Raw genomic sequence first — 21,163 nt, forward strand, 5'->3', positions numbered from 1 at the left:
TCCTCATCTGACGGGCAAACGGTGCCGTTTCGATTCGAAGGGCGCCCGGCACCGGCCGGGCGTCCTTTTTTCATGCACCGGGCTCGGCTCTCCGGCGTCTGCCGGCCCTCCCGCTCCATCCGCGGTCCGGATCGCGGCGGAGAGGCGCGCGAGCGCCGCATGGCGGTTGATGTCGTATCGCTGATCGCGGTTTCGCGCGCGCCGCCGCAGGGTCGCCAGTTCGCGGGCCGTCCTCGATCTCAGGCGTTCCAGCTGTTCGGAACCGAGCCCCATGACGATCGCCTCCAGATCGCCGACTTCGCTCTGCGTCCGGCAGGCGCGCAACCGGCCCCTTCTTGCGGTCTCCCGGCGCTCGACGGGCAGCACCTCGTCGATCAGGGCTTCGCGGGCAAGAAGCGCGACGATCTCGCTCGTCTGTAAGGGAAGGGCGGCAGCCGTTCTTCGCCGCTGAGCATATGCGTTCGCAGCCGCTTCGAGCGCCGCGCCGAATTTCGAAAGATCCATGAAAGACAGGGGTCCGGGCAGTGGATAACGGCCCCAGTCTTGTCCATCTCGGCGAAGGAGAGGAAAAAATACCTATAAATTGGTTGCTGGAATCGCTATCTCTCTTCTCGAAGCAGCGGTTTGTCATTGTCGGACGCAGATTCCGATGCGATGAGCGGGAATCATCATAGGAACTTATCCCCGGTGGCCGGTCTGCGGCTTGAATAGGCGAGTCGAAGCAGGAGAGGACATCATGCAGACCCTGATCCATCAACCACGAAGCGGGCCGGCCCGAACCTTTTCCCCGATGGCCTCGAGCGGCTCCCGGCCCTTCGCGCAAGGCAAGGACAGGCGGACCGATGCTCGCGCCTGCCGCCTGGCGATTGCCATCGCGGGGGCGCTCTGCGATGTGGAGATCGAGGATATCGCGGCTCCGAACCGTTCCTCCGCGCATGTCTGCGAGGCCCGGCATATCGCCATGTATCTGGCGCATGTGGTGTTTCAGGTGTCGCTGATCCGTTCGGGAGCCGCCTTCGGCCGGGACCGGACCAGCGTTTCCCATGCCGTGCGACGGATCGAGGATGGGCGGGACGATCCGCGCTTCGATGCGCGGATCGAGCGGCTGGAGACGCTCGCCCGTTCGGTCGGCCACGCGCTCGCCGTGGACGAGACCGGCGAGGGGAGGGCGCGTTCATGAGCTTCCGGTCCGAAAGCGATTGGGCGATCGCACGCCTGTCCAGGGCACGAGGTCGCGACGCCCCGTTCCTCACGCGCCCCGAATACGAGGCGGGGGAGCGCCTGCGAATGGATTTCGAGCGCGGACGGATGGCGCCGTCAGTGACCCAACGCTGGGATACCCAGCCGACCGCGAAAGGCGGCGCGCGTCAGGGCGCAGACCTGTCGGACACCGCGATCGACGCCAGGGCGCGCCTTGCGGCCGCGATCGAGGCAGCGGGCCCGGAACTGAAGGAACTGCTCCTCGACGTCGTCTGCCACCTGAAGGGGCTGGAAGAGGTTGAGCGCGAGCGGCGCTGGCCTGCCCGCAGCGCGAAGATGCTGCTGAAGGTGGGCCTCGCCATCCTCGCGCGCCATTACGGCCTTGCCGAAAGACCGGCCGGTCGGGCTGGAGCCCTGCGGTCTTGGCGCGACACGGATGCGCGCCCGGCGATCGGCGGCGGACGATAAAGCCGCCGGAGTGAGGTGAGTGTTCAGGCGTTCTGGAGCGCCGCACCCGCATCCTTCTTGATCCGGTCGACCATGGCGCGCAGTCCGTTGGAGCGCTGCGGCGTCAGGTGCTCCTGAAGCCCGATCGTCTCGAATGTCGAGGAGGCGTCGGTCGCGGCGATCTCCGGCGCGGTCTTGCCGGAAAAGAGCGCGAGGGTGATGGCCACCAGTCCGCGCACGATATGGGCGTCGGACTCGCCGCGAAAGGTCAGGCGCGGCGGATCGGCATCGTCGCTCTCGCTGACGAGCCAGACCTGGCTCACGCAGCCTTGAACCCTCGTGGCATCGGTCATCTCGTCCGGCTCCATCGGGGGCAGGGAGCGTCCGAGTTCGATCAGGTAGCGATAGCGGTCTTCCCAGTCGTCCAGGAACTGGAAATCGGAGATGATGTCCTCGATCGACTGCAAGGCGTCTCTCCCATGCTGTGGCTTTGCGTGACGGTGCCCGGCATATAGACCCGATCGCCCGCTTTTACAGGCCGGGACGAGGGCTCGGGATCGGCACGCGCGCGACACCCGGCCCGAGTTCGGCTCCTGCCGCAACCGCCGGGTTCGCCGCCGCAACCGGCAAGGCTTCGACGAACGGCTCCACGGGAGCGCTCTCGGGGCCGGCGCCTCTGGTCGCCAGTCGCGCAGCCGCCCGCACCGCCGCCACGACCTCGGGCGAGGCGGCGAGGGCTTTTACGTCGTCTTCGCCACCCGAGGCATAGAGCGCGGCGAGAAGTCCGGCATCGATCCCGTTCCAGTCGGTCGTGTCCCGGGCGCCATCCAGAGGCCGGTCGTCGGGTTTTGGGGAAGACGCGATGCCGGGTTCGGCCGATGCCGGGTGCGAGGGGGAGGGCGCCGACGATGCCAGCGCCAGCGCGAGCCCGCTCTCCACCTGTTCGCGCGCGAAGGCGGACAGCCGGGCGCCCGCTTCGCAGGCCTCCGGCGCGCGGCTGCAGAAGCCGGCGACGTCCTCCACCGCCGCCCGCAGGCCCGCAAGGCTCTGGAACGCATCGAAGGGCTGCGCCTCGTCGTCCGGTCCGGAAGCCGGAAGGACGAGGGAGACGGCCCAGAGCGCCAGTACGGTCTTGAGAGCGAAGCGGATCATCGCGGGATCTGGCTCATTCCTCGTGGCGGCCGCAAACCGGCTCGGATCGGCGCATTCAAGCGCCGTGACACCGGACTGAAGGTTTCTGCCTAGCGGGGAGTTCCAAAGATTTGGTTGTCCGGCGGGCCTTTGCCGTACCTCTCACGAATTCGTGGTGCGGCTGTCGTCAGTCCGCGACACTCGCGCCGCTCGCCATGGCGAGATCGAGCGCTGCGTAGAAGTCCTCGATGAAGCGGCGGTTCTGGCCGAAATCGATCGGTGCGCCCGGCGAGGCGGACCGGATGTCGACGACCGTCGCGCTGCCTTCGAGTTCGATGGCGATGGTGACGGTGCTCGGCAGGCCGAGCAGCCAGTCGGCCGCGACCGCCTGGATGCGGTAGTCGTCCCGCGCGGGAAGATCGCCGATCGTCGCGCCGCCGGCAGATTGTGGCGCCGAACGAGAGAACGGAAGCGGGATCGCGCCCGAATCGCGAAAGACGCCGAGAGGATTGTCCGCTTCGTCCGGCCCGTCCTGCGACCCGCCGGCGGCGATCTCCTCGATCGTGAAGCCCGCCTCGCGCGCGGCGGTCTCGACGGCTTCGGCCACCACCACAGGCTGGGCGGCGTATCGGCGCGCCGGCAGGGCGGCGATGACGTCGTCGACGGCAAGCGAACCTGCGTTCGCATTCGCCGTCTCCGCCCTGGCCGGCAGGCCGATCGTGTAGGCGACGTTGGTCGGCGGATTTTCCGCCGCCAGAATGCCGCCGATCGCAAAGGGGATGAGGCCGATCGAGGCGAGGGCCGCCGCGCCGAACGCCTTCGATCCCCCTCGCGCGGCCTGGACCCAGGCGCGCACGAGGCCCGCCGAGGCGATGACGAGAGCCGTGAAGAGAAGGAGGAAGGACAGGCTGAGACTTGCAAAGAGCGCCGGCAGCGTCACGCCGCCGAGCCGGAAGGCGAGGACGGAGACCGGAAAGAGCAGGATGCCGAACCAGGCCATGCGCAGGGCCGGGCGGGCAAGGCCGAGGCGCGGCCGCACGAAATGACCCTGGGGCGGGAGGGAAAAGGCGGCTCGGCTCATTGATATCCGGCGGAAAGCGGTTGTCCGTGGGAGCGGCGGGGCCTGCCCGCCGCGATGATGATGAGGCTTCGCCCGCACGAGTGCAAGTCGGGCGATCGGGTTAGCGAACCGGCGAGGGCTCCGTCCCTTTCGCCCGATGCCGGACCCGGCCGCCCCGACAGGCCGGGATCGGGGAAAGACGCGGGCCCGGCACCGCGTTGCGAAACCGGGGCCGATGGCTTAGAGGAATGCCAACCTCCAAACCCCGCATTTCGATCCATACGGAGACGGTCGCGCGCCATGGCACGCCAGTTCATCTATCACATGTCCGGACTTTCGAAGGCCTACGGCAACAAGAAGGTCCTCGACAACATTCACCTGTCCTTCTACCCCGATGCCAAGATCGGCATTCTCGGCCCGAACGGCGCGGGTAAGTCGACCCTCCTGAAGATCATGGCGGGCGTCGACACGGAATATACCGGCGAGGCCTGGGCCGCCGAGGGCGCGCGGGTCGGCTACCTTGCGCAGGAGCCGAAGCTCGACGAGACCAAGACGGTGTTCGAGAACGTGATGGAAGGCGTCGCCGACAAGAAGGCGATCCTCGAGCGTTACAACGAACTGATGATGAACTATTCCGACGAGACCGCCGACGAGGGCGCGAAACTCCAGGACATCATCGACAGCCAGGATCTCTGGGACCTGGAAAATCAGGTCGAGATGGCGATGAACGCCCTTCGCTGCCCCGCGCCCGACGCCGAGATCGCCCCGCTCTCGGGCGGTGAGAAGCGCCGCGTCGCCCTGTGCCAGCTGCTTCTGTCCAAGCCCGACATCCTGCTCCTCGACGAGCCCACCAACCATCTCGACGCCGAGACCATTCTCTGGCTCGAAAAGCACCTGCGCGAGTACGAGGGCTCCGTCCTGATGGTGACCCACGATCGCTATTTCCTCGACAACGTCACCGGATGGATTCTCGAACTCGATCGCGGGCACGGCGTGCCCTACGAGGGCAATTATTCGATCTATCTGGAAAAGAAGCAGAAGCGCATGGCCCAGGAGGGCCGCGAGGACGATGCGCGCATGCGGGCCATCACCCGCGAGCGCGAGTGGATCCAGCAGGGCGCGAAGGCCCGCCAGACCAAGTCCAAGGCCCGCATCAAGGCCTATAACGAACTCGTCGAGGCGGCCGAGAACCGCAAGCCCGCCGACGGCAAGATCGTCATCCCGACCGGCGAGCGCCTCGGCAACAAGGTCATCGAGGTCGAGAACCTGACGAAGAGCTACGGCGACCGGGTGCTGATCGACAATCTGTCGTTCAAGCTTCCGGCCGGCGGCATCGTCGGCATCATCGGACCGAACGGCGCCGGCAAGTCCACGCTCTTCAAGATGATCACCGGCCAGGAGAAGCCCGATTCCGGCAAGATCGAGATCGGTGAAACCGTCGACCTCGGCTATGTCGACCAGAGCCGCGACGACCTCGATGCCTCCAAGAACGTCTGGGAGGAGATCTCGGGCGGCGTCGACATCATGAAGCTCGGCAAGTACGAGATGAACTCGCGCGCCTATGTCGGCAACTTCAACTTCAAGGGCCCGAACCAGCAGCAGAAGGTCGGCACGCTTTCGGGCGGCCAGCGCAACCGCGTGCATCTGGCCAAGATGCTGAAGTCCGGCTCCAACGTCATCCTCCTCGACGAGCCGACCAACGATCTCGACACCGAGACGCTGACGGCGCTGGAGGATGCGCTGGAGGAGTATGCAGGCTGCGCCGTGGTGATCAGCCATGATCGCATGTTCCTCGACAGGCTCGCCACCCACATCCTCGCCTTCGAGGGCGACAGCCATGTGGAATGGTTCGAGGGCAATTTCGAGGATTACGAGCAGGACAAGATCCGTCGTCTCGGACCCGAATCCGTCAACCCGAAGCGTCCGACCTACAAGCGCCTGACGCGCTAGCATTTCGCGACGATCCGCAGAACCGCCCGGCTTCGAACGAAGCCGGGCGGAATGGGTCCGGCGCCGGTCTCGCCGTCTTTTGATTGTCTGATCTGCGCGTTCCCTGATAAGCAGGCCGAATGACGTCCTTCGATTTCGCGAGACAGTTCGAGATCCTGCCGCAACCGCACGCGATCTTCTGCCGCGATCTGAGGTTCGTCGCGGTCAACAAGGCGTTCGAGGCCTCCGCCGGCATGACGGCCGCTGCCCTGATCGGCCGAAAGCTCTTCGACATGTTTCCGGGCGAAGGAATGTCGCGCGAACGCCTGCGCGCCTCGCTCGATCGCGTGATCGAGACCGGCGAGCGTTCTTCGATCGCCTTCCTGCGCTACGACATTCCAGATCCGAACGGAGTACCGGGCACGTTCGTGACGCGGTTCTGGAGCCTGACCTACTCGCCGATGCTCGACGAGGCGGGCAATACGGAGTTCATCGTCGCAACGATCGTCGACGTGACGCAGATCGCCGAGGACAACGCGCGCAGCGCCGAAGAGGGGCTCGAGCCGCAGGAGATCGAGGCGATCGAGGCGAGGCGGGAGCAGCCGGCGCCTCTGGGTATCGCTGCGAGCAGCGAAGTCAGGACCTTCCGTCGCCTGTTTCGCGAGGCCCCTGGGCTTTTCGCCGTATTGGAGGGAGCCGATCTCCGCTTCAGTTTCGTCAACGAGGCCCTGTCCGAGTTCGCGTCGGACCGCTTCCTCTTCGGCCGTGCCTTCTTCGATGCGTTGCCGGAACTGAAGGAGCAGGGCGTCGCGGAACTGGCGAGCCAGGCCCTTGCGGGCCGATATGCCGTGATCGGAGAGACGGTTCGCATCCAGTCGGAACGCTCGGCAGAAGGCGAGCCGGTCGCGGACCGCTTCTTCGATTTCACCTTCAGCCCGCTGACGGACAACGAGGGCAAGGTGGTCGGCCTGTTCTTCCAGGGCGTCGACCGAACCCAGTCCATGCGTGCAACGACGCGCCATCGCATCCTCGTCGACGAGTTGAACCACCGGGTGAAGAACACCCTCTCCACGGTCCAGGCAATGGCGCGGCAGAGCTTCCGTTCGGCCGGCGATCCGGAGGATGCGCGGGACGCGTTCGAAGCCCGCATCATGGCGCTCAGCCAGACGCACAACATCCTTTCGGCCAGCCGCTGGGAGTCGGCGAGCCTCGCGACGCTGATCCATCAGCGGCTTGCGGGCCTTCCCAGGGCGCGTCTCTCGGTCCGCGGGCCGCTCGTCCTCCTGAGCCCCAAACCGGCGATCGCGCTCGCCCTCGCGCTTCACGAACTCGCCTCCAACGCCTCCCGCCACGGGGCGTTCGCGCAAGCCGGTGGGACCTTGGCGGTCTCGTGGACCTGCCGAGCCTGCGCGGGCGGTCAGATGCTGAGCCTCGAATGGACCGAGACGGCGCCCGTCCCCATCGAGGAGAGCCTCCGCCCCGGCTACGGCATCCGCATCGTCAGGCGGATCGTCGAGGGGGAACTCGATGGCGATCTCGTAATGGATCTCGGCACCGAGGGATTTTCCTGCCGGCTGGACGTCCTGCTTTCCGAGGTTGGGTATGTTGAAACGTCAGTCGCCTAGCGCCGCCCGATCGCTGAACGGGCTTTCGGTCGTCGTCGTCGAGGACGAGACCATCATCGCGATGCAGCTGGAAGACATGCTCGAGGATGCCGGATGCCGGATCGTGGCGACGGCGATGCGCCTGCGTCAGGCCATGGCGCTTCTCGACGAGGACAAGGCTGCCGGTGCCGCCGTGCTCGACGTCAATCTCGGCGATGCGACGGTGTTTCCGTTCGCCGAGGGGCTGCAGGCCGCAGGCATTCCCATCGTCTTCGCCACCGGCTACGGCACCGCCGGCGTCCCGGACGAGTGGAGACGCTATCCGATCCTCCAGAAGCCCTACACCTCTGCCCAGATCGAGGCAGCGCTCCTGCGGGTGGTCTTCGACGAGCGCCGCGAGGATGCCGGCCAAGTGGCGGCGATCCGTGCCGATCGGGCCGACTGACTGGACCTCCTGACCGGATCGACGTCGCCCGGCCTTCGGACGAGGTCTGTCGGTCCGCTTACGAAAACGATGGGACGAGCTTGAATTCAAGCGGTCGTGATCTCTCTAGCGTCAAGCGGCGGGGGATCCCCCTGGGCCTGCGATCGAGGCGATCGATCCCGCTCGGCATCTTTGGACAGAACCACACGGCAGATCCTCATGGACATCTTCGTCAACACGCTGATGGAAACGCTCGGGCCGTTCGGGATCGCCCTCCTGATGTTCCTCGAGAACATCTTTCCCCCGATCCCCTCCGAACTGATCATGCCCCTCGCCGGTTTCGAGGCCGCGAGGGGATCGATGAGCCTCTTCGCGGTCATCCTCTCCGGCACCATCGGCTCGCTTCTCGGCGTCGTGCCCTGGTACTATGCGGGCCACTGGATGGGACTGCGCCGCACGAAGAAGCTCGCCGCGCGGCACGGGCGATGGCTCACAATGGGGCCGCAGGATGTGGAGAGGGCCAATGACTGGTTCGCCCGCCATGGATCGGAAGCGGTCCTGTTCGGCCGTCTGGTGCCGACGGTGCGCACGCTGATCTCCGTGCCGGCCGGCATCGCCCATATGCCAATCTGGAAGTTCCTCCTCTATTCGGCCATCGGCAGCGCCATATGGACGAGCCTTCTGGCATTCGCCGGCTATCTTCTCGGATCGCAATATGCCGAGGTCCAGAATTACATCGGACCGGTGTCCAATACGGTGCTGGTCGTGCTCGTGCTCGCCTATGCCTACCGGGTGTGGACGTTCTCGCCACATCCCGAGGAGACCCGAGACGAGATCGGGGACGAAAGCCGAGGCGAGCGCTGACCCGTCAACCGATGTGGTCTTCGCTTTCCGGCGTCTCGCCGCTTGCGTCGTCGGCGAAGCCCGTCCCATCCTCCTCCACCGCGTCCGGATCGAGAAGGCGCGTCGCACCCCAGCTGTCGAGAACGCGATTGGTGTCGTCCACCACGAAGAAGCGCGCCGCATCCTTGTCGTAGCCATCGTCCATGAGCGCGTCGTAATCGGTGTGCTGATGGCGGATATGGGCGATCGCGGCGAGCCATACCGCCGCATCCGGTCGCAGCCCGCGCATATGCCGCGCCTTCGCGGCATCGCGAATGGTTTCGGCATCGAGGAAAGGTGCTCGCGGGACCAGTGCGGTAAGGGCCTCGGCAACGAGGCGTTGCCGGCGTGTCGTCATCCTGACGCAAGTCCTGCGCCCGGTCGGTCGACGCTTTCGAAATAAGGCTTGATGTCGAGGAGCGGCGTGCCGTCGAGAACGTCGATGGCATCGATGGAGAGCAGGCCGTTTTCCCTGTCGACGGCCACCAGTTCGACGAGGTGGAGACCGATCGGGTTGGGGCGGACCGGAGAGCGCAGAGAGAAGGTTCCGCGCGCACTGTCGGCATGGCGCGGCATCTGGAGTGCGAGATCGCGCCGGGCACGGTCGAGGAATGTGAAGAGGAAGATGGGCGAGCCGGCCTCGAGCCCGGCGAGAGCCTCCTGATAGGGCGGAAAGAGTTCGACCCGCGCCGCTTGCCCGCGCTCGCGCGCCTGACGCATGTTCTTCGGGCAGGCGGAACGCTCCGTCCATGGCGAGACGATTCGTCCGATGAAGCGCAGGCCCGCGTCGAAGGGGGCGGCATCGGGCAGGGAAAAGACCCGTTCTCCCTCACGCCTGGTCTCGTCGCTCATCCGTTTTCGCTCCCCTGGCCGCTGACACGAACGCCGCCGCCGAACGTCCGGTCCATCCCGCAATCGGCGCGGTCCTGACGGATGATCGCATGAAGGGCAAGCGCGGATCGTTCCAACGCTTGCAGTCGCGTGGAAATCCATATAAACATATCTTTATGTCCACATGGGAGACTGTGCATGGCCTCGGCCCAACCCCTTGATTTCGAGCGCGTCGTCGACGTTCTCAAAGCCCTGGCGGAACCAACGCGCCTGCGCCTCGCACTGGTGCTGAAGTCGTGCGATCTCACCGTCAGCGAGCTGACCGTGATTCTCGGCCAATCCCAGCCGCGCATCTCCCGTCACCTCAAGCTCATGTCGGAATGTGGGGTTCTGGAGCGGTATCAGGAGGGGGCCTACGCCTATTTTCGCGTCTCCGACCGGCACCCGGCCGGTCTCCTTGCGCGCTCGCTCGAGGCGACGCTCGATGCCGACGACACGGTTCTGCGCAAGGACCAGGAGCGGCTGGAAGCCGTGCGGGCCGAGCGGACGCGCCGGGCGGCCGACTATTTCGCGGCCAATGCCGAGGACTGGGACGCGATCCGCGCCCTCCATGTGCCCGATGCCGAGATCGCGTCGGCGCTCGAGCGAATGCTCGGCAAGCGCCGCATCGGTTCGATGCTCGACATCGGCACGGGAACCGGGCGCATGCTGGAACTCCTCTCCTCGCGCTGCGAGCGCATGCTCGGCGTCGATGCCTCCCGCGAGATGATCTCCGCCGCGCGCGCCAAGCTCGACGACGCCCAGATCCGCAACGCGCAGGTTCGTCTCGGCGATGCCTACAACCTGCCGGCGACCGGCGAGACCTACGACCTCGTCGTCCTCCATCAGGTTCTCCATTATCTCGACGATCCCATGCGCGCCGTGCGCGAAGCCTCCTCGATGCTCGCGCCGGGCGGCCGTCTGCTGATCGTCGATTTCGCGCCGCACGAGATGGAATTCCTGCGCACGGACCACGCCCATCTGAGGCTCGGCTTCTCCGAGACGAGCCTCGTCTCCTTCATGGAGAGCTGCGATCTCGACATGCGGGCTCTCGAACATCTGGAATCGGGCGCGGCCGAAACCGGAGGCCTGACCGTCACCATCTGCATCGGCCAGGATCGCCGCATGCTGATGGCCCCGAACGCCGAGGCGGCCTCCCTGGCCTACGCCTGACGGCAATCTTTTCGCCCTGCACGTCTTCGAGCCGGCCATCCGGCCCCCTCAAGGAGTTTTCACCATGCTCAAGCCTCGCCCCACCTCCCAGCCGATCCGGGTGTCCTTCGAGTTCTTCCCCCCGAAGACCGAAAAGATGGAGGAGACGCTGTGGCAGTCGATCGAGCGCCTGGCGCCGCTCGCCCCTGAATTCGTTTCGGTCACCTATGGTGCCGGCGGATCGACCCGCGAGCGCACGCACCAGACCATCCAGCGCATCCTGCGCGACACCGCGCTGGTTCCTGCCGCCCATCTGACCTGCGTCGATGCCTCGCGCGAGGAGGTGGACGAGGTGGTCCGCCAGTACCGCGAGACGGGCGTGCGCCACTTCGTGGCGCTTCGCGGCGACAGCCAGCTCGGCGTCGGCGAGGAATGGCAGGGCCGGTCCGACGGCTACCGCAACGGCGCGGAACTGACGGAAGGCCTGAAGCGCATCGATCCCGATTTCGAGATCTCGGTCTCCGCCTATCCCGAAAAGCATCCCGAGAGCCCGGACCTCACGACGGATATCGATCTCCTGAAGCGCAAGGTCGATGCCGGCGCGACGCGGGCGATCACCCAGTTCTTCTTCGACAACGATCTCTTCGAGCGCTATGTCGAGCGCGTGCGGCGGGCCGGGATCTACATCCCGATCGTGCCCGGCATCGCGCCGGTCCACAACTTCACGAAGATCGCGAACTTCGCGGCCAAGGCCGGTGCCTCGATCCCGGACTGGGTGCGCACGCGCTTCGAGGGCCTCGAGGACGATCCGCTGACGCACAGCCATGTCGCGGCGGCGTGCTGCGCCGAGCAGGTGCTGGACCTCACCGAGCGCGGCTTCTCCGACTTCCATTTCTACACGATGAACAAGGCCGATCTCGTCTATTCGATCTGCCACATCCTCGGCCTTCGCGGCGCCTCGGCCGACGTGCCACCGGCGCTCCAGTCCGCGGCGGCCTGAGGGACGAGGCTCCTTTTTCTCGCTGACGCATCGGATGGCCCGAAAACCGGGCCCACTTCCCGGTCCGATGCCGAAGGCCTGCAACCAATGCAAAAAAGGGCCCCGGTTCGGACGAACCGGGGCCCTTTTCATGTCGGCTTCGACCGCGCAGCCGCGCCTTGGCTGAAGGCGCGGGGCTTTGCAGGCCAATCCTCGGCTAGCGCGCCGAGGAGGTCTGGACGGGCTTGACGAGGGGCGTGATCCGGCGAACCGTGACGCGCCGGTTCTCCGCGTTCTGCTCCTGCGTATTCACCTTCAGGAACTGCTCGCCATAACCTTGCGTGACGAGGTTCTCCGGCGGCACGTCGAAATAGGTCGTCAGCGCCGCCGCCACCGTCTCGGCTCGCCGATCCGAGAGCTTCAGATTGGCGATGTCCGAGCCGACCGCGTCCGTGTGGCCCTCGATCAGGAAGGTCTCGTCGGGATTCTGGTCGACGACCTCAGAGATCGCCTGGGCGAGGGCTTCGAGATTGCCGACCTGTTCCTGCGCGATGTCGGCCGAGCCGAAGGCGAAGTTGATCGTGTTGAGATCGATGCGGCGCACCTTGTCGCGGATACGCTCCGAACGACGCACTTCGTCGATCGAATAGATCCGCTCCACGGTCTCGACCGGCGGGGCGACGATGGTGTCGTAGTAGAGTTCGCGATCGGGCTGCGCCACGTCGACGATATAGGCCGAACGCGGAATGGTCAGATCCACCGGCGGCAGGTCCGCGCCGACGTCGTAGTAGTACTGCGGCGCGTCCTGGTCATCCGCGTAAGGATCGTAGAACAGCACGACTTCGCGGCCGTCCGGCAGGATGCGCGAACGCTGGATCGTCTCGCCGTAGCGGTTCGAGATCGTGACGACCTGGACGCCGTTCTCGCGAACGATGGTCTCGCGGACCCGTCCGTCGCCTAGGCGTTCGTAATACTGGTCCTGCGAGTCGACCGCCAGACGGCTCGAATCGTCGCTGCGGATGAAGTAGGCGGCCGCAGCACCGGCCGCCGCGCCGGCCAGCCCCGAGCCGAGAATCGTCAGGATCTCGCGGCCGTCATTGTCGTCGCGCTCCACCACTTCGACGCCGGGCGGGATCTCGGGCTGGGGTCCGCGCACGACCGTGGTGTTGTTGACGGTGGTGTTGTTGACGGTGCTCGAATTGTTGGTGACCGACGAGTTGTTGGTGGTCGACGTGTTGTTCGTCGTGGTCGAGTTGTTCGTGGTCGTGTTGTTGTTGATCGTCGTCGTCTCGATCCGCTCACCCTGTTCGGCCATGGCCGAGGGAATGGCGTCGACCGGCTGAGCCAGGGTCTGAACGCGGGCATCGCTCGCGGCGACGCCGCCTTCGGGCACAGGTTCGGTCTGGATCTCCTCGGCGACGGGCTGCGGTGCTTCCTCGGCCGGGGCAGGGGCCGCGGCAGCGGGCGCGGCGTCTGCGGCCGGCGGCGTCGATGCGTCCGGAGCCGGCTCGCCCGCGGCGGGCGCGGCCGGAGCCTGTCCCTCGACCGCGCCAGCCGGCTGTTCGCTCGTTGCAGGGGGCTGCGCGCCCGGCTCGGCCGCCGCAGGAGTTTCGGGCGCGGCTGCGCCGTCACCCGTTGCGGGGGAAGCCTCGGGGGCGGGCTCGGCGGCCGTGTCAGCATTTGCCGGCGCACCCTCTTCGCCGGTTTCGCCCGGCGCTGCGTCCACCGGCGGCTGTGGTGACGCGGAGGGATCGGCCGGGGTCTCGGCCGGCGCAGGCTCAGCTTCGCCCTGCGGCTCCTGCGCCGCCGGTGCGCTCTCGGCGGCATCGGGTGTGGCGGGTGCCTCGGCGGCAGGCTGCTCCGCAGGCGCGGGATCGGCCGGTGCGGCTTCCTCGGGCGCCGGGGTCTCGGCGGCCGGTGCCTCTTCGCTCACGGCCGGTGCCTCTTCGGGCGCAGCTTCGGCGGCGGGGGCTTCGGCCGGCACGTCGCTCGCGGCAGGCTCCGGCGCGGGCTCGGGTGCCGGCTCGGGTGCAGGTTCCGGCTGCGGAGCGGGTTCGGGTTCGGGTGCCGGCTCGGGCTGCGGCTCCGGCGCGGCTTCGGGCGGCGGTGCTTCGGCCTCGGGAGGCGCCGGCGGGGCGTCGGGTGCCGGGGGCGGGGCCTCGCTCACCGGCGGCTCGACCGGCGCAGGCTCGGGTTCGGGCGCAGGGGCCGGCTCCGGTGCGGGTTCCGGCTGGGGTGCGGGTTCGGGAGCGGCCTCGACGGGGGGAGCCGCCTCTTCCACGATCGGCTCCGCATTCTCGATCAGCTGCTCTTCGGCCGGGGTCGGCTCGCCGGTCTCGGCCTGCGCGAGGCGCATCTCGGCCGTATCGGCGGCATAGGCCGAAAGCGGCCCGGCCAGGGCAGTGGACGCGGCCAGCGTCGCGACGCCCGCGAATCGTCCGGCTCTCTTGATGTCGAACATGAGTGTCACTCTCATCCTGTTGCATCCGGCCGCGCGCATTCCGACGGAACATCGGCAGGCCGATTTACTGTGAGATAAGAAGCGGCAGATGAATGGAAGCTGACTGGAAGCAAATTCACGCAGCGCCGGGCGGGGTCCAGTCGTAGAGCCAGCCCAGCTGGTCGCGGAGCCGGGCTTTGGGCGTTGCCGCCATCACCGCGTCGCGGGCGAGCGAGAAGGGGCGCGGCAAGTGATAGACGAACCGGTGGAAGGAGGCGCGCTTGCGCACCCGGTCGATCCGGCCCCGGCGCGCCCGTTCGAAGGCGGGACCCACCGTCAGGAGGTCGCTTGCCGAGGCGATGATCCCGGCAAGCACATATCCGTCCTCCAGCGCCATGGCGGCGCCTTGCGCGGCATAGGGAAGCAGGGCGTGAGCGGCATCACCGATCAGGAGGGTTCGCCCGTCCCCGAGCACCCAGCGCCGCTCGCTCGGCGTGACCTTCAGGGGCCAGGGGGTCAGATCGTTAGCATTCGCGATCAGCGATGCGAGATCGGGCGCCCAGTCGCGATAGGCATCGAGGGTCCGCTGCCGGTTCGCATCATCCGGCGATCGAACCTTTTCGGCGAGGACGAGATTGACGACCTCACCGGATCTGATCGGATAGGCGACCGCGTGACGGCGCGGCCCGAGCCAGGCGGTGATTCCCCGGGCTCGGCCCGAAAACTCCCGGGCGAGGGGCCCCGAGACCTGTCCGCGCCAGGCCACCGCATCGGCGAACCGGGCGGGCTTCTCGTCGTGATGATCGGCGACGAAGCTGTTGACGCCGTCCGCCGCGATCAGGAGATCGCAGGCATGCACGCGCTCCTCGCGTCCGCTCCAGCTGTGGAGGACGACGCCATCCGCTGTCTCGTCGATCCCGAGACAGGCTTCGCCGAGCTCGAGCTCGATCAGCGGCTCGCGTCTCACGGCATCGGCGAGGACGGCCTGCAGATCGGCGCGGTGGACCGAGAGATAGGCGGCGACGTCATCGCCCGAGCCGACGGGAACCGCCGCGAGGAGCCGGCCGGTCCTGCCGTCGCGAAGCTCGACGGCGGAAGCCGCGACGGCGCGCTCGGACACCGCTTCGAGGCAGTCCAGCCGGTCGAGGATCCGAAGCGCGTTGGGGGAGAGCTGAAGGCCCGCGCCGACCTCGTCGAGCGTCTCGGCGCGTTCGACGATGGTGGAGGGAATCGCATGGCGCGCCAGCGCCAGCGCCGTCGTCAGCCCGGCAAGGCCCGCGCCGAGGATGACGATGCGTCCCGTCCGCGTGCCCGTCGGCTTTCCCTTCGCCACGAGGCGTCCTACCCTTCGTAGAGGCAGCCCGCCGGCTTCGTCTCGTTCGGCTTCAGGGCGTCGGAGTAGCGATAGAGAGTGGAGCAGTAGGAACAGATCTTCTCGCGCTCGTCGCCCATGTCGAGGAAGACATGCGGATGATCGTGGGGAGGATTGGCCCCGCAACACATGAATTCGGTGACGCCGATCTCGATCACGTCGTGACCCGCATCGTTCTGGAAGTGGGGAATGGAATGTCCGGCCATGACAGGCGCCTCGTCTCGACGGTCGTTTGCGTTGCGGCGGACCATATTCAGCCGGTTTGCCGATTGCCAGTCATCGGGCGAGGAAATTCGATGTCGCGGGCTCCGTGCGTCCCGTTTCGTCTCGCGATCGAGACCCGCCAACGAAAAACGGGCCCTTTCGGACCCGTTTCGAAATCGTGGTAGCAGCTCGAGCCGGATCGCCGGCCCATGCAGCGCAGGGGACGCTCGGTCAGCCGACGATGTCGACGCCCGGAATGGTCTCGTAGCCGGGATTGGCCTTCTTGAAGGCCGCAACCCAGTTGCGCGGGAACAGCATGTGGTTGACGCCGCGCATTCCGAGGAACTCCGCCACATCGTTGTTGAACGACGAGCAGTTGTAGGCAACCGCGCTCCAGAGCGTCAGTCCGCGCTGCTTCTCGTGGATATAGGCGCTGACCCGCTGATACTGGTCGGCCGTCAGCGGAATGGTCATCTCGTTCTGGAGATAGGCGATCTCGGTGTCGCCATCGGTCGCGCCGGTGCCGGCCGGGACCGGGACGAAGTGGCCCATCGAGTAGAGGCCCGGACCGCCTTCGGGCCAGAAGCCCGCGATCTCGACCATGGACGGGACGAGAACGCCCGAACGGTCGTAGGGAACGCGGCCGTTGGAATCGAGCTGGCCGAGGGCGATGAACGAGTGCCCGTAGCTCTCCGCGTTTCTGGCGCGGAAGGAAATGAAATAGGGTTTGTCGAGAATGCCGACGGCGCTGCGGCCGCTATAGGGGGTGAAGTGCACCTGCCCCGTCTCTTCGGCGTAGCTCGTTGCGGCGGAGCCGGACCCGAACCCGTTGGAAGAGGAAGTCGACGAGCAGCCCGCAAGCGAGGCTGCAACCAGCGCGATCGCGCCGAGTTTCAAGAAAGCATTTGCCATATCGGCCGATCCAGAACGTTACGCATGATCTGACCAATAGGCTGATCGTATTGCGATTTCGTTGTTATCAGAAAGGGAACCCGGCGGGCTCTAAAGGCCGAATAAGGCCGAATTGGGGGAGCGGCTGTGCCGGCCCCCCCAATTTCTGAAGGGGATTAGCCCTTGGTGACGTAGGTCTCTTCGTAGACCGGAGCCGGAGCAGCAACGGGAGCCTTGCCCTTGCCCTTGCCCTTGCCGATGCCGTCGCTCATGCAGCCGGCGAGCGAAGCGACTGCGAAGGCCGCGACCGAAGCGATGATGATCTTCTTCATAATTTTACCTATCAGTGCCTGACGGATGATGCCGCAGTTAAGGTCCGGTCGCGTTGACCGATACCTGCCTGCAAACTGTTGCGGTTTGGCGATAGGAGCAAGTGCGAAATCGCAACACTTGCCGTCCATCGCGTTTACTTAAACCCCGGCCGCTTAATTTGCGGTTACCGCAACCGCGATGGGTTGGGTCAGGGGTGTGCAAACCCTTTATAAGCAAGGCTTTCGCAGTTCAAGCAGGGTCTTGCGCGAAGTGGTGCGCCGCCGCATCACGTCTTTTGAAACAACGAAATTCTTCGCGAGAATCGGCCCGTTTCGACCCCTCGCAAAGGCCCTGGAACGGGTGCTGGGAGGCGGTTCGTCACGATCTCGCCACGAACTGCGGCCGGCCGGCCTGCGCCGCGGATGCTGCGATGCAAAAAGGCCCCCGGGCGCAAGCGACCGGGGGCCTCGTGGCAGTCTGTGTCAGAACCCTATCGCGTGACGATCTCGGGTCCCATCAGCGCCGTCGGTATCCAGGTGGAGAGCACTGGTACATAGGTGACGATGATCAGGAAGATGAAGAGAACCCCGACGAAGGGCATCGCCGCCTTCACCACCTTCACGAGACTCATGCCGGTGATGCCCGAGGTCACGAAGAGGTTGAGACCGATCGGCGGCGTGATCATGCCGATCTCCATGTTCACCACCATGATGATGCCGAGGTGGATGGGGTCGATGCCGAGTTCCATCGCGATCGGGAACACCACGGGTGCGACGATCAGGAGAAGACCGGACGGCTCCATGAACTGCCCGCCGATGAGCAGCAGGACGTTTACGGCGATGAGGAAGGTCCACCAGTTGAAGCCGTAGTCCAGCATCACCGAGGTGATCGCGTCGGGAATGCGCTCGGAGGTGAGGACATGGGCGAAGAGCAGCGCGTTGACGATGATGAACATCAGCATCACCGTCGTCTTCGAGGCATCGACCATGACCTTGCGGGTCTCGTCGTGAACGAAGGCGCCGAGGAGGTTGCGTCCCATGAGCTTGAGATTGCGGCCCCAGATCGGCAGGCCCGCGATGAGCGTGCCCGGAACCGCGGTGATGCCGCCGCCGGCCCGCCAGGCGGAATAGGCGACGAGGATGAAAGCGCCGATGAGGAGGCCGATGACGGCCCGGCTCTCTGCGAAGCCCGTTCCGAACGAGCGTTCGAAGAAGAAGGCCAGCATGAACCAGACGAAGAGGAAGGAGAGCGCGTAGGCATAGGCCTTGAAGCCGATGATGGCGCGGCTCTTGTCGGTCGGAAGCGTCCAGGGATTGCCCTTCATCGGACCCATGTCGCGGTAGATGAAGAGGGCGACGAGGCAGGAATAGACCGCCGCGACCGCCGCGGCCTCGGTCGGCGTGAAGGCGCCGCCATAGATGCCGCCGAGGATGATGACGATGAGCAGCAGGCCGAAGGCCGCCTGCTTGCCGCCGGCGATCACCTCGCCGAAGCCCTTCCACTCCTCGGCCGGCAGGTTCTTGCGCCGGGCCTGGATGTAGATCGCGCCCATCAGCATCAGGCCCGCGAGGAGACCCGGGATGATGCCGGCAAGGAACATGCGGCCGACCGAGACGTTCGTCGCGGCCGCATAGACGACCATGACGATCGACGGAGGGATCAGAATGCCGAGCGTGCCGGCATTGGCGATGATGCCCGCGGCGAACTCCTTGGTGTAGCCCACCTGGCGCATGCCCGCGATGGCGATGGTGCCGATCGCGACCACGGTTGCGGGCGAGGAGCCCGAAAGGGCCGCGAACATCATGCAGGCGAGCACGCTCGCCATTGCCAGACCGCCGCGAAGGTGGCCGATCGAGGCGATGGCGAAGTGAATGATTCGCTTGGCGACGCCGCCCGTCGACATGAAGGCGGAGGCGAGGATGAAGAACGGAATCGCAAGAAGCGTGTAGTTCTGGGAGGCGGTGAAGAGCTGCAGGGCGACCGAACTCATGGAGTCGGAGGAGAGCAGCGCGATGACGAGCACCGAGGCGAGACCGAGGGAGATCGCGACCGGAACGCCGAGAAAGAGAAGCCCGATGACCAGGCAGAAGAGAACCGTGGTTTCCATGGGGCTTAGTCCTTGACGGCGTTCTTGTTCTCGGCGACGAGGTCTTCCGCCTCGTGGCCGGCGACGATCAGCTCACGCTTGCCGGATGCGATGTCGGCAATGCCCTGAAGCGAACGGAATGCGAGAAGGGCGAGGCCGATCGGCAGCATGATGTAGGCCACCCAGCGCTGCACGCGCTCCTGCAGGCCGAAGCTGTTGATCGCCCAGTCGGGATATCTCAGATCGTCGAGACCGGTGCCGCGGTCGAACATGAAGGCCCAGTAGCCGATTGCGCCGCTCTGGCGCCAATTGCCGCCCGTGCCGTTACCGACGATGGCGAGCACGCCGCCGTGGAGCAGGATGATCGCATAGGCGAGGGTGCAGAACGCGCCGAAGATCGCGGCGGCCTTGAACAGGGGCTTCGGGAACAGCCGGATCAGCGCGTCGACGCCGAGATGGATGCCGGTCTTCACGCCATAGCCCATGCCGAACAGGATCAGCCAGGCGAACAGGATGCGCGTGGCTTCGAGCGAACCGGTCCAGCCGGAGTTGAAGCCGTAGCGTGCGACGACCTGGGAGAAGGAGATGAGGGTGATGGCGGCGAGAAGGATGGCGATGATGTTCTCTTCCAGGCGCGCGATTCCGTCGGGCCACCGACGTTCCGCAAGGAAGAGAATCACGACGAGCAGGATCAAGCCGGCGATGGGCCAGATGAGTTCCACGGCGTAACTCCCGAAGAATTTGGATGATCGATGGGTGAGGATTTCGCTGCGTCCGGGGCCGCGCGGGAAGGCGCGCCCGGATGACGGACCGCCGCCGAAACGCTGGGCCTGCCGGCTTCAGCGCTTGGGGGCGGCCGTCCGCGATGCCCCGGCCGGCCGCGATCTAGCGAATCGCGGTGTGCCGATAGGCGTGCAGGCCGGGCCGGGTTCGTCCGGCCCGGCCCGATCTGCCGTTCGTCAGTTCGCGGTGGTCGAGGCGGAGCCCGATGCGCCGGTGGCTGCGGCCGCGTCGGTGGACTGGGTGTCGGCCGTGCCGTTCATGACGACGGCGGCATCGATCACGTCGGCACCGATATCGTTGCGGAACTGATCCCAGACCGGCTTCATGACCGTGACCCAGGCTTCACGCTGCTCGGGCGTAAGCTTGCGGATCTCGGAGCCGGCATTGGCGATCTGCGTGCGGCATTCGTCTTCCTGCTGGGCGACCTTGTTGTTGGCGTCCGCCAGGGTCTCGTTGACGATCGTCAGGAACTGCTCGCGCACATCGTCGTCGAGGCTGTCGAGGAAGTCCTGGCTGGTGATTAGCGCGTAGGCGAGCAGCTGGTGGTTGGTCTCGGTGATGCCGTCCTGCACCTCGAAGAACTTCTGGGTGTAGGTGTTGCACCAGCTGTTCTCCTGGCCGTCCACGACGCCCTGCTGGAGCGCACCGTAGACTTCCTTGAAGGCGAGCTTCTGGGCCGAGGCCTTCAGGGCCTCGATCATCGCGACCGCGACGTCGGAGGTCTGGACGCGGAACTTCAGGCCCGCGGCGTCCTCGGGCATCACCAGCGGCTTGTTGGCCGAGAACTGCTTCAGGCCCGAGCTGATATAGCCGAGACCCTCATAGCCCTCGTCCTGGAGAACCGAGAGGAGATCCTTGGCGTTGTCGGAGGCGAGATAGTGGTTCGCATCCGCAAGGGTCGGGAAGAGGAAGGGCAGATCGTAGAGGCGCAGCTTGCTCGTATAGGCCTCGAACTTCGAGAGCGAGGGGGCGGCGAGCTGGACGTCGCCGAGGAGCAGGGACTCCATCACCTTGTCGTCGTCGTAGAGCGTGGAATTCGGGAAGACCTGCATGCAGAGCTTGCCGTCCATCTCCTCGTTCACGCGGTCCGCCAGAAGCTGGGCGGCCTCGCCTTTCGGATGGCCCTGCGCCGCGACGACGTGGCTGAACTTGACGATGGTCTCGCCGCTTCCGCACGGATCGTCCTGAGCCTGCGCAGCGCCCGCCGCAAGGGTGAGAGCGAGGCCGGAGATCGTGCCGAGCAAGAGATTCTTCATATGATTATCCTCCCGATGAGCGGTGACGAGCCGCCCGAAACGTCTGGTTGTCCGCACCGCGAACCGTAGATCGGCCGCAGAGCATGAGATCGGCATGTGGGGGAGGTCGGTGCCGGGCGCCTCGGACCCGCTTTGTCCAAG

The 21,163-nt window shown here is 66.1% G+C and carries 22 protein-coding genes; 8 read left to right on the plus strand and 14 right to left on the minus strand.

All coding sequences use genetic code 11. From position 1 onward, the window contains the following. Positions 1–3: 3 nt before the first annotated feature. Positions 4–504 (minus strand): hypothetical protein, encoded by a 501-nt coding sequence (locus DYI37_RS04985; RefSeq protein ID WP_116682099.1) that lies wholly within the window; start codon positions 502–504, stop codon positions 4–6. A gap of 232 nt (positions 505–736) precedes the next feature. Here DYI37_RS04985 and DYI37_RS04990 point away from each other — a divergent pair, with 232 nt between their 5' ends. Then, entirely contained in the window at positions 737–1,180 is a 444-nt protein-coding gene (locus tag DYI37_RS04990) for a helix-turn-helix domain-containing protein (RefSeq protein WP_199520080.1), read from the plus strand. Beyond that, positions 1,177–1,668 carry a DUF6456 domain-containing protein gene (locus tag DYI37_RS04995; RefSeq protein WP_116682101.1) on the plus strand — a complete coding sequence of 164 codons (492 nt, stop codon included), beginning with the start codon at positions 1,177–1,179 and terminating at the stop codon, positions 1,666–1,668. The genes DYI37_RS04990 and DYI37_RS04995 overlap by 4 nt, the downstream gene beginning before the upstream one ends. A 23-nt stretch (positions 1,669–1,691) precedes the next feature. Here the strand turns inward: DYI37_RS04995 and DYI37_RS05000 are convergent, their stop codons facing one another. The 3 genes from DYI37_RS05000 to DYI37_RS05010 all read right to left on the minus strand — a co-directional run bounded on the left by DYI37_RS05000 (position 1,692) and on the right by DYI37_RS05010 (position 3,859). Further along, entirely contained in the window at positions 1,692–2,114 is a 423-nt protein-coding gene (locus DYI37_RS05000) for a SufE family protein (RefSeq protein ID WP_116682102.1), read from the minus strand. 64 nt (positions 2,115–2,178) lie between these two features. Beyond that, a complete protein-coding gene (locus DYI37_RS05005) occupies positions 2,179–2,799 on the minus strand; it encodes a DUF5330 domain-containing protein (RefSeq protein ID WP_116682103.1) in 621 nt (206 codons plus the stop codon). A 166-nt stretch (positions 2,800–2,965) separates the two neighbouring features. After that, positions 2,966–3,859 carry a DUF1499 domain-containing protein gene (locus DYI37_RS05010; RefSeq protein ID WP_116682104.1) on the minus strand — a complete coding sequence of 298 codons (894 nt, stop codon included), beginning with the start codon at positions 3,857–3,859 and terminating at the stop codon, positions 2,966–2,968. A gap of 279 nt (positions 3,860–4,138) precedes the next feature. Here DYI37_RS05010 and ettA point away from each other — a divergent pair, with 279 nt between their 5' ends. The 4 genes from ettA to DYI37_RS05030 all read left to right on the plus strand — a co-directional run bounded on the left by ettA (position 4,139) and on the right by DYI37_RS05030 (position 8,659). After that, positions 4,139–5,788 carry an energy-dependent translational throttle protein EttA gene (ettA, locus tag DYI37_RS05015; RefSeq protein ID WP_116682105.1) on the plus strand — a complete coding sequence of 550 codons (1,650 nt, stop codon included), beginning with the start codon at positions 4,139–4,141 and terminating at the stop codon, positions 5,786–5,788. Between the two features lie 119 nt (positions 5,789–5,907). Further along, entirely contained in the window at positions 5,908–7,392 is a 1,485-nt protein-coding gene (locus DYI37_RS05020) for a sensor histidine kinase (RefSeq protein ID WP_116682106.1), read from the plus strand. After that, a complete protein-coding gene (locus DYI37_RS05025) occupies positions 7,370–7,816 on the plus strand; it encodes a response regulator (RefSeq protein ID WP_245413776.1) in 447 nt (148 codons plus the stop codon). Before DYI37_RS05020 ends, DYI37_RS05025 begins: the two co-directional genes overlap by 23 nt. Before the next feature lie 198 nt (positions 7,817–8,014). Beyond that, positions 8,015–8,659, plus strand: coding sequence for a DedA family protein (locus DYI37_RS05030; protein WP_116682108.1), 645 nt, complete (start codon positions 8,015–8,017; stop codon positions 8,657–8,659). A gap of 4 nt (positions 8,660–8,663) precedes the next feature. Here DYI37_RS05030 and DYI37_RS05035 read toward each other — a convergent pair whose 3' ends face one another. Further along, the gene (locus DYI37_RS05035; RefSeq protein ID WP_116682109.1) at positions 8,664–9,035 is read right to left on the minus strand and encodes a DUF2293 domain-containing protein; all 372 of its coding nucleotides are present in this window, start codon (positions 9,033–9,035) and stop codon (positions 8,664–8,666) included. Beyond that, entirely contained in the window at positions 9,032–9,529 is a 498-nt protein-coding gene (gene tsaA, locus DYI37_RS05040; protein WP_116682110.1) for a tRNA (N6-threonylcarbamoyladenosine(37)-N6)-methyltransferase TrmO, read from the minus strand. The genes DYI37_RS05035 and tsaA overlap by 4 nt, the downstream gene beginning before the upstream one ends. 177 nt (positions 9,530–9,706) lie before the next feature. Here tsaA and DYI37_RS05045 point away from each other — a divergent pair, with 177 nt between their 5' ends. Beyond that, positions 9,707–10,720, plus strand: a complete 1,014-nt coding sequence (locus DYI37_RS05045; protein WP_116682111.1) for an ArsR/SmtB family transcription factor — start codon at positions 9,707–9,709, stop codon at positions 10,718–10,720. A gap of 64 nt (positions 10,721–10,784) precedes the next feature. Continuing rightward, complete coding sequence (gene metF, locus DYI37_RS05050) at positions 10,785–11,699, plus strand: methylenetetrahydrofolate reductase [NAD(P)H] (RefSeq protein ID WP_116682112.1); 915 nt, start codon at positions 10,785–10,787, stop codon at positions 11,697–11,699. 196 nt (positions 11,700–11,895) lie between these two features. Here the strand turns inward: metF and DYI37_RS05055 are convergent, their stop codons facing one another. The 8 genes from DYI37_RS05055 to DYI37_RS05090 form a co-directional block, all read right to left on the minus strand. Continuing rightward, positions 11,896–14,154 carry an OmpA family protein gene (locus tag DYI37_RS05055; RefSeq protein ID WP_245413777.1) on the minus strand — a complete coding sequence of 753 codons (2,259 nt, stop codon included), beginning with the start codon at positions 14,152–14,154 and terminating at the stop codon, positions 11,896–11,898. Between the two features lie 100 nt (positions 14,155–14,254). After that, positions 14,255–15,451 (minus strand): FAD-dependent monooxygenase, encoded by a 1,197-nt coding sequence (locus tag DYI37_RS05060; RefSeq protein WP_158555087.1) that lies wholly within the window; start codon positions 15,449–15,451, stop codon positions 14,255–14,257. Between the two features lie 8 nt (positions 15,452–15,459). Next, on the minus strand, positions 15,460–15,696 hold the full coding sequence (locus DYI37_RS05065) for a zinc-finger domain-containing protein (RefSeq protein WP_116682407.1): 237 nt from the start codon (positions 15,694–15,696) through the stop codon (positions 15,460–15,462). Positions 15,697–15,925: 229 nt separating this feature from the next. Then, on the minus strand, positions 15,926–16,606 hold the full coding sequence (locus DYI37_RS05070) for a hypothetical protein (protein WP_116682114.1): 681 nt from the start codon (positions 16,604–16,606) through the stop codon (positions 15,926–15,928). Positions 16,607–16,761: 155 nt separating this feature from the next. Continuing rightward, complete coding sequence (locus DYI37_RS05075) at positions 16,762–16,917, minus strand: ABC transporter (RefSeq protein ID WP_116682115.1); 156 nt, start codon at positions 16,915–16,917, stop codon at positions 16,762–16,764. 470 nt (positions 16,918–17,387) lie between these two features. Continuing rightward, positions 17,388–19,004 (minus strand): TRAP transporter large permease, encoded by a 1,617-nt coding sequence (locus DYI37_RS05080; protein WP_116682116.1) that lies wholly within the window; start codon positions 19,002–19,004, stop codon positions 17,388–17,390. A 5-nt stretch (positions 19,005–19,009) separates the two neighbouring features. Further along, the gene (locus DYI37_RS05085; RefSeq protein WP_116682117.1) at positions 19,010–19,705 is read right to left on the minus strand and encodes a TRAP transporter small permease; all 696 of its coding nucleotides are present in this window, start codon (positions 19,703–19,705) and stop codon (positions 19,010–19,012) included. A gap of 237 nt (positions 19,706–19,942) precedes the next feature. After that, positions 19,943–21,022: a DctP family TRAP transporter solute-binding subunit gene (locus tag DYI37_RS05090; protein ID WP_116682118.1), complete on the minus strand. Its 1,080-nt coding sequence runs from the start codon at positions 21,020–21,022 to the stop codon at positions 19,943–19,945. Positions 21,023–21,163: the final 141 nt, after the last annotated feature.

Origin of the sequence: Fulvimarina endophytica (assembly GCF_003403015.1) — a bacterium.
Classification (GTDB): Bacteria; Pseudomonadota; Alphaproteobacteria; order Rhizobiales; family Rhizobiaceae; genus Fulvimarina; species Fulvimarina endophytica.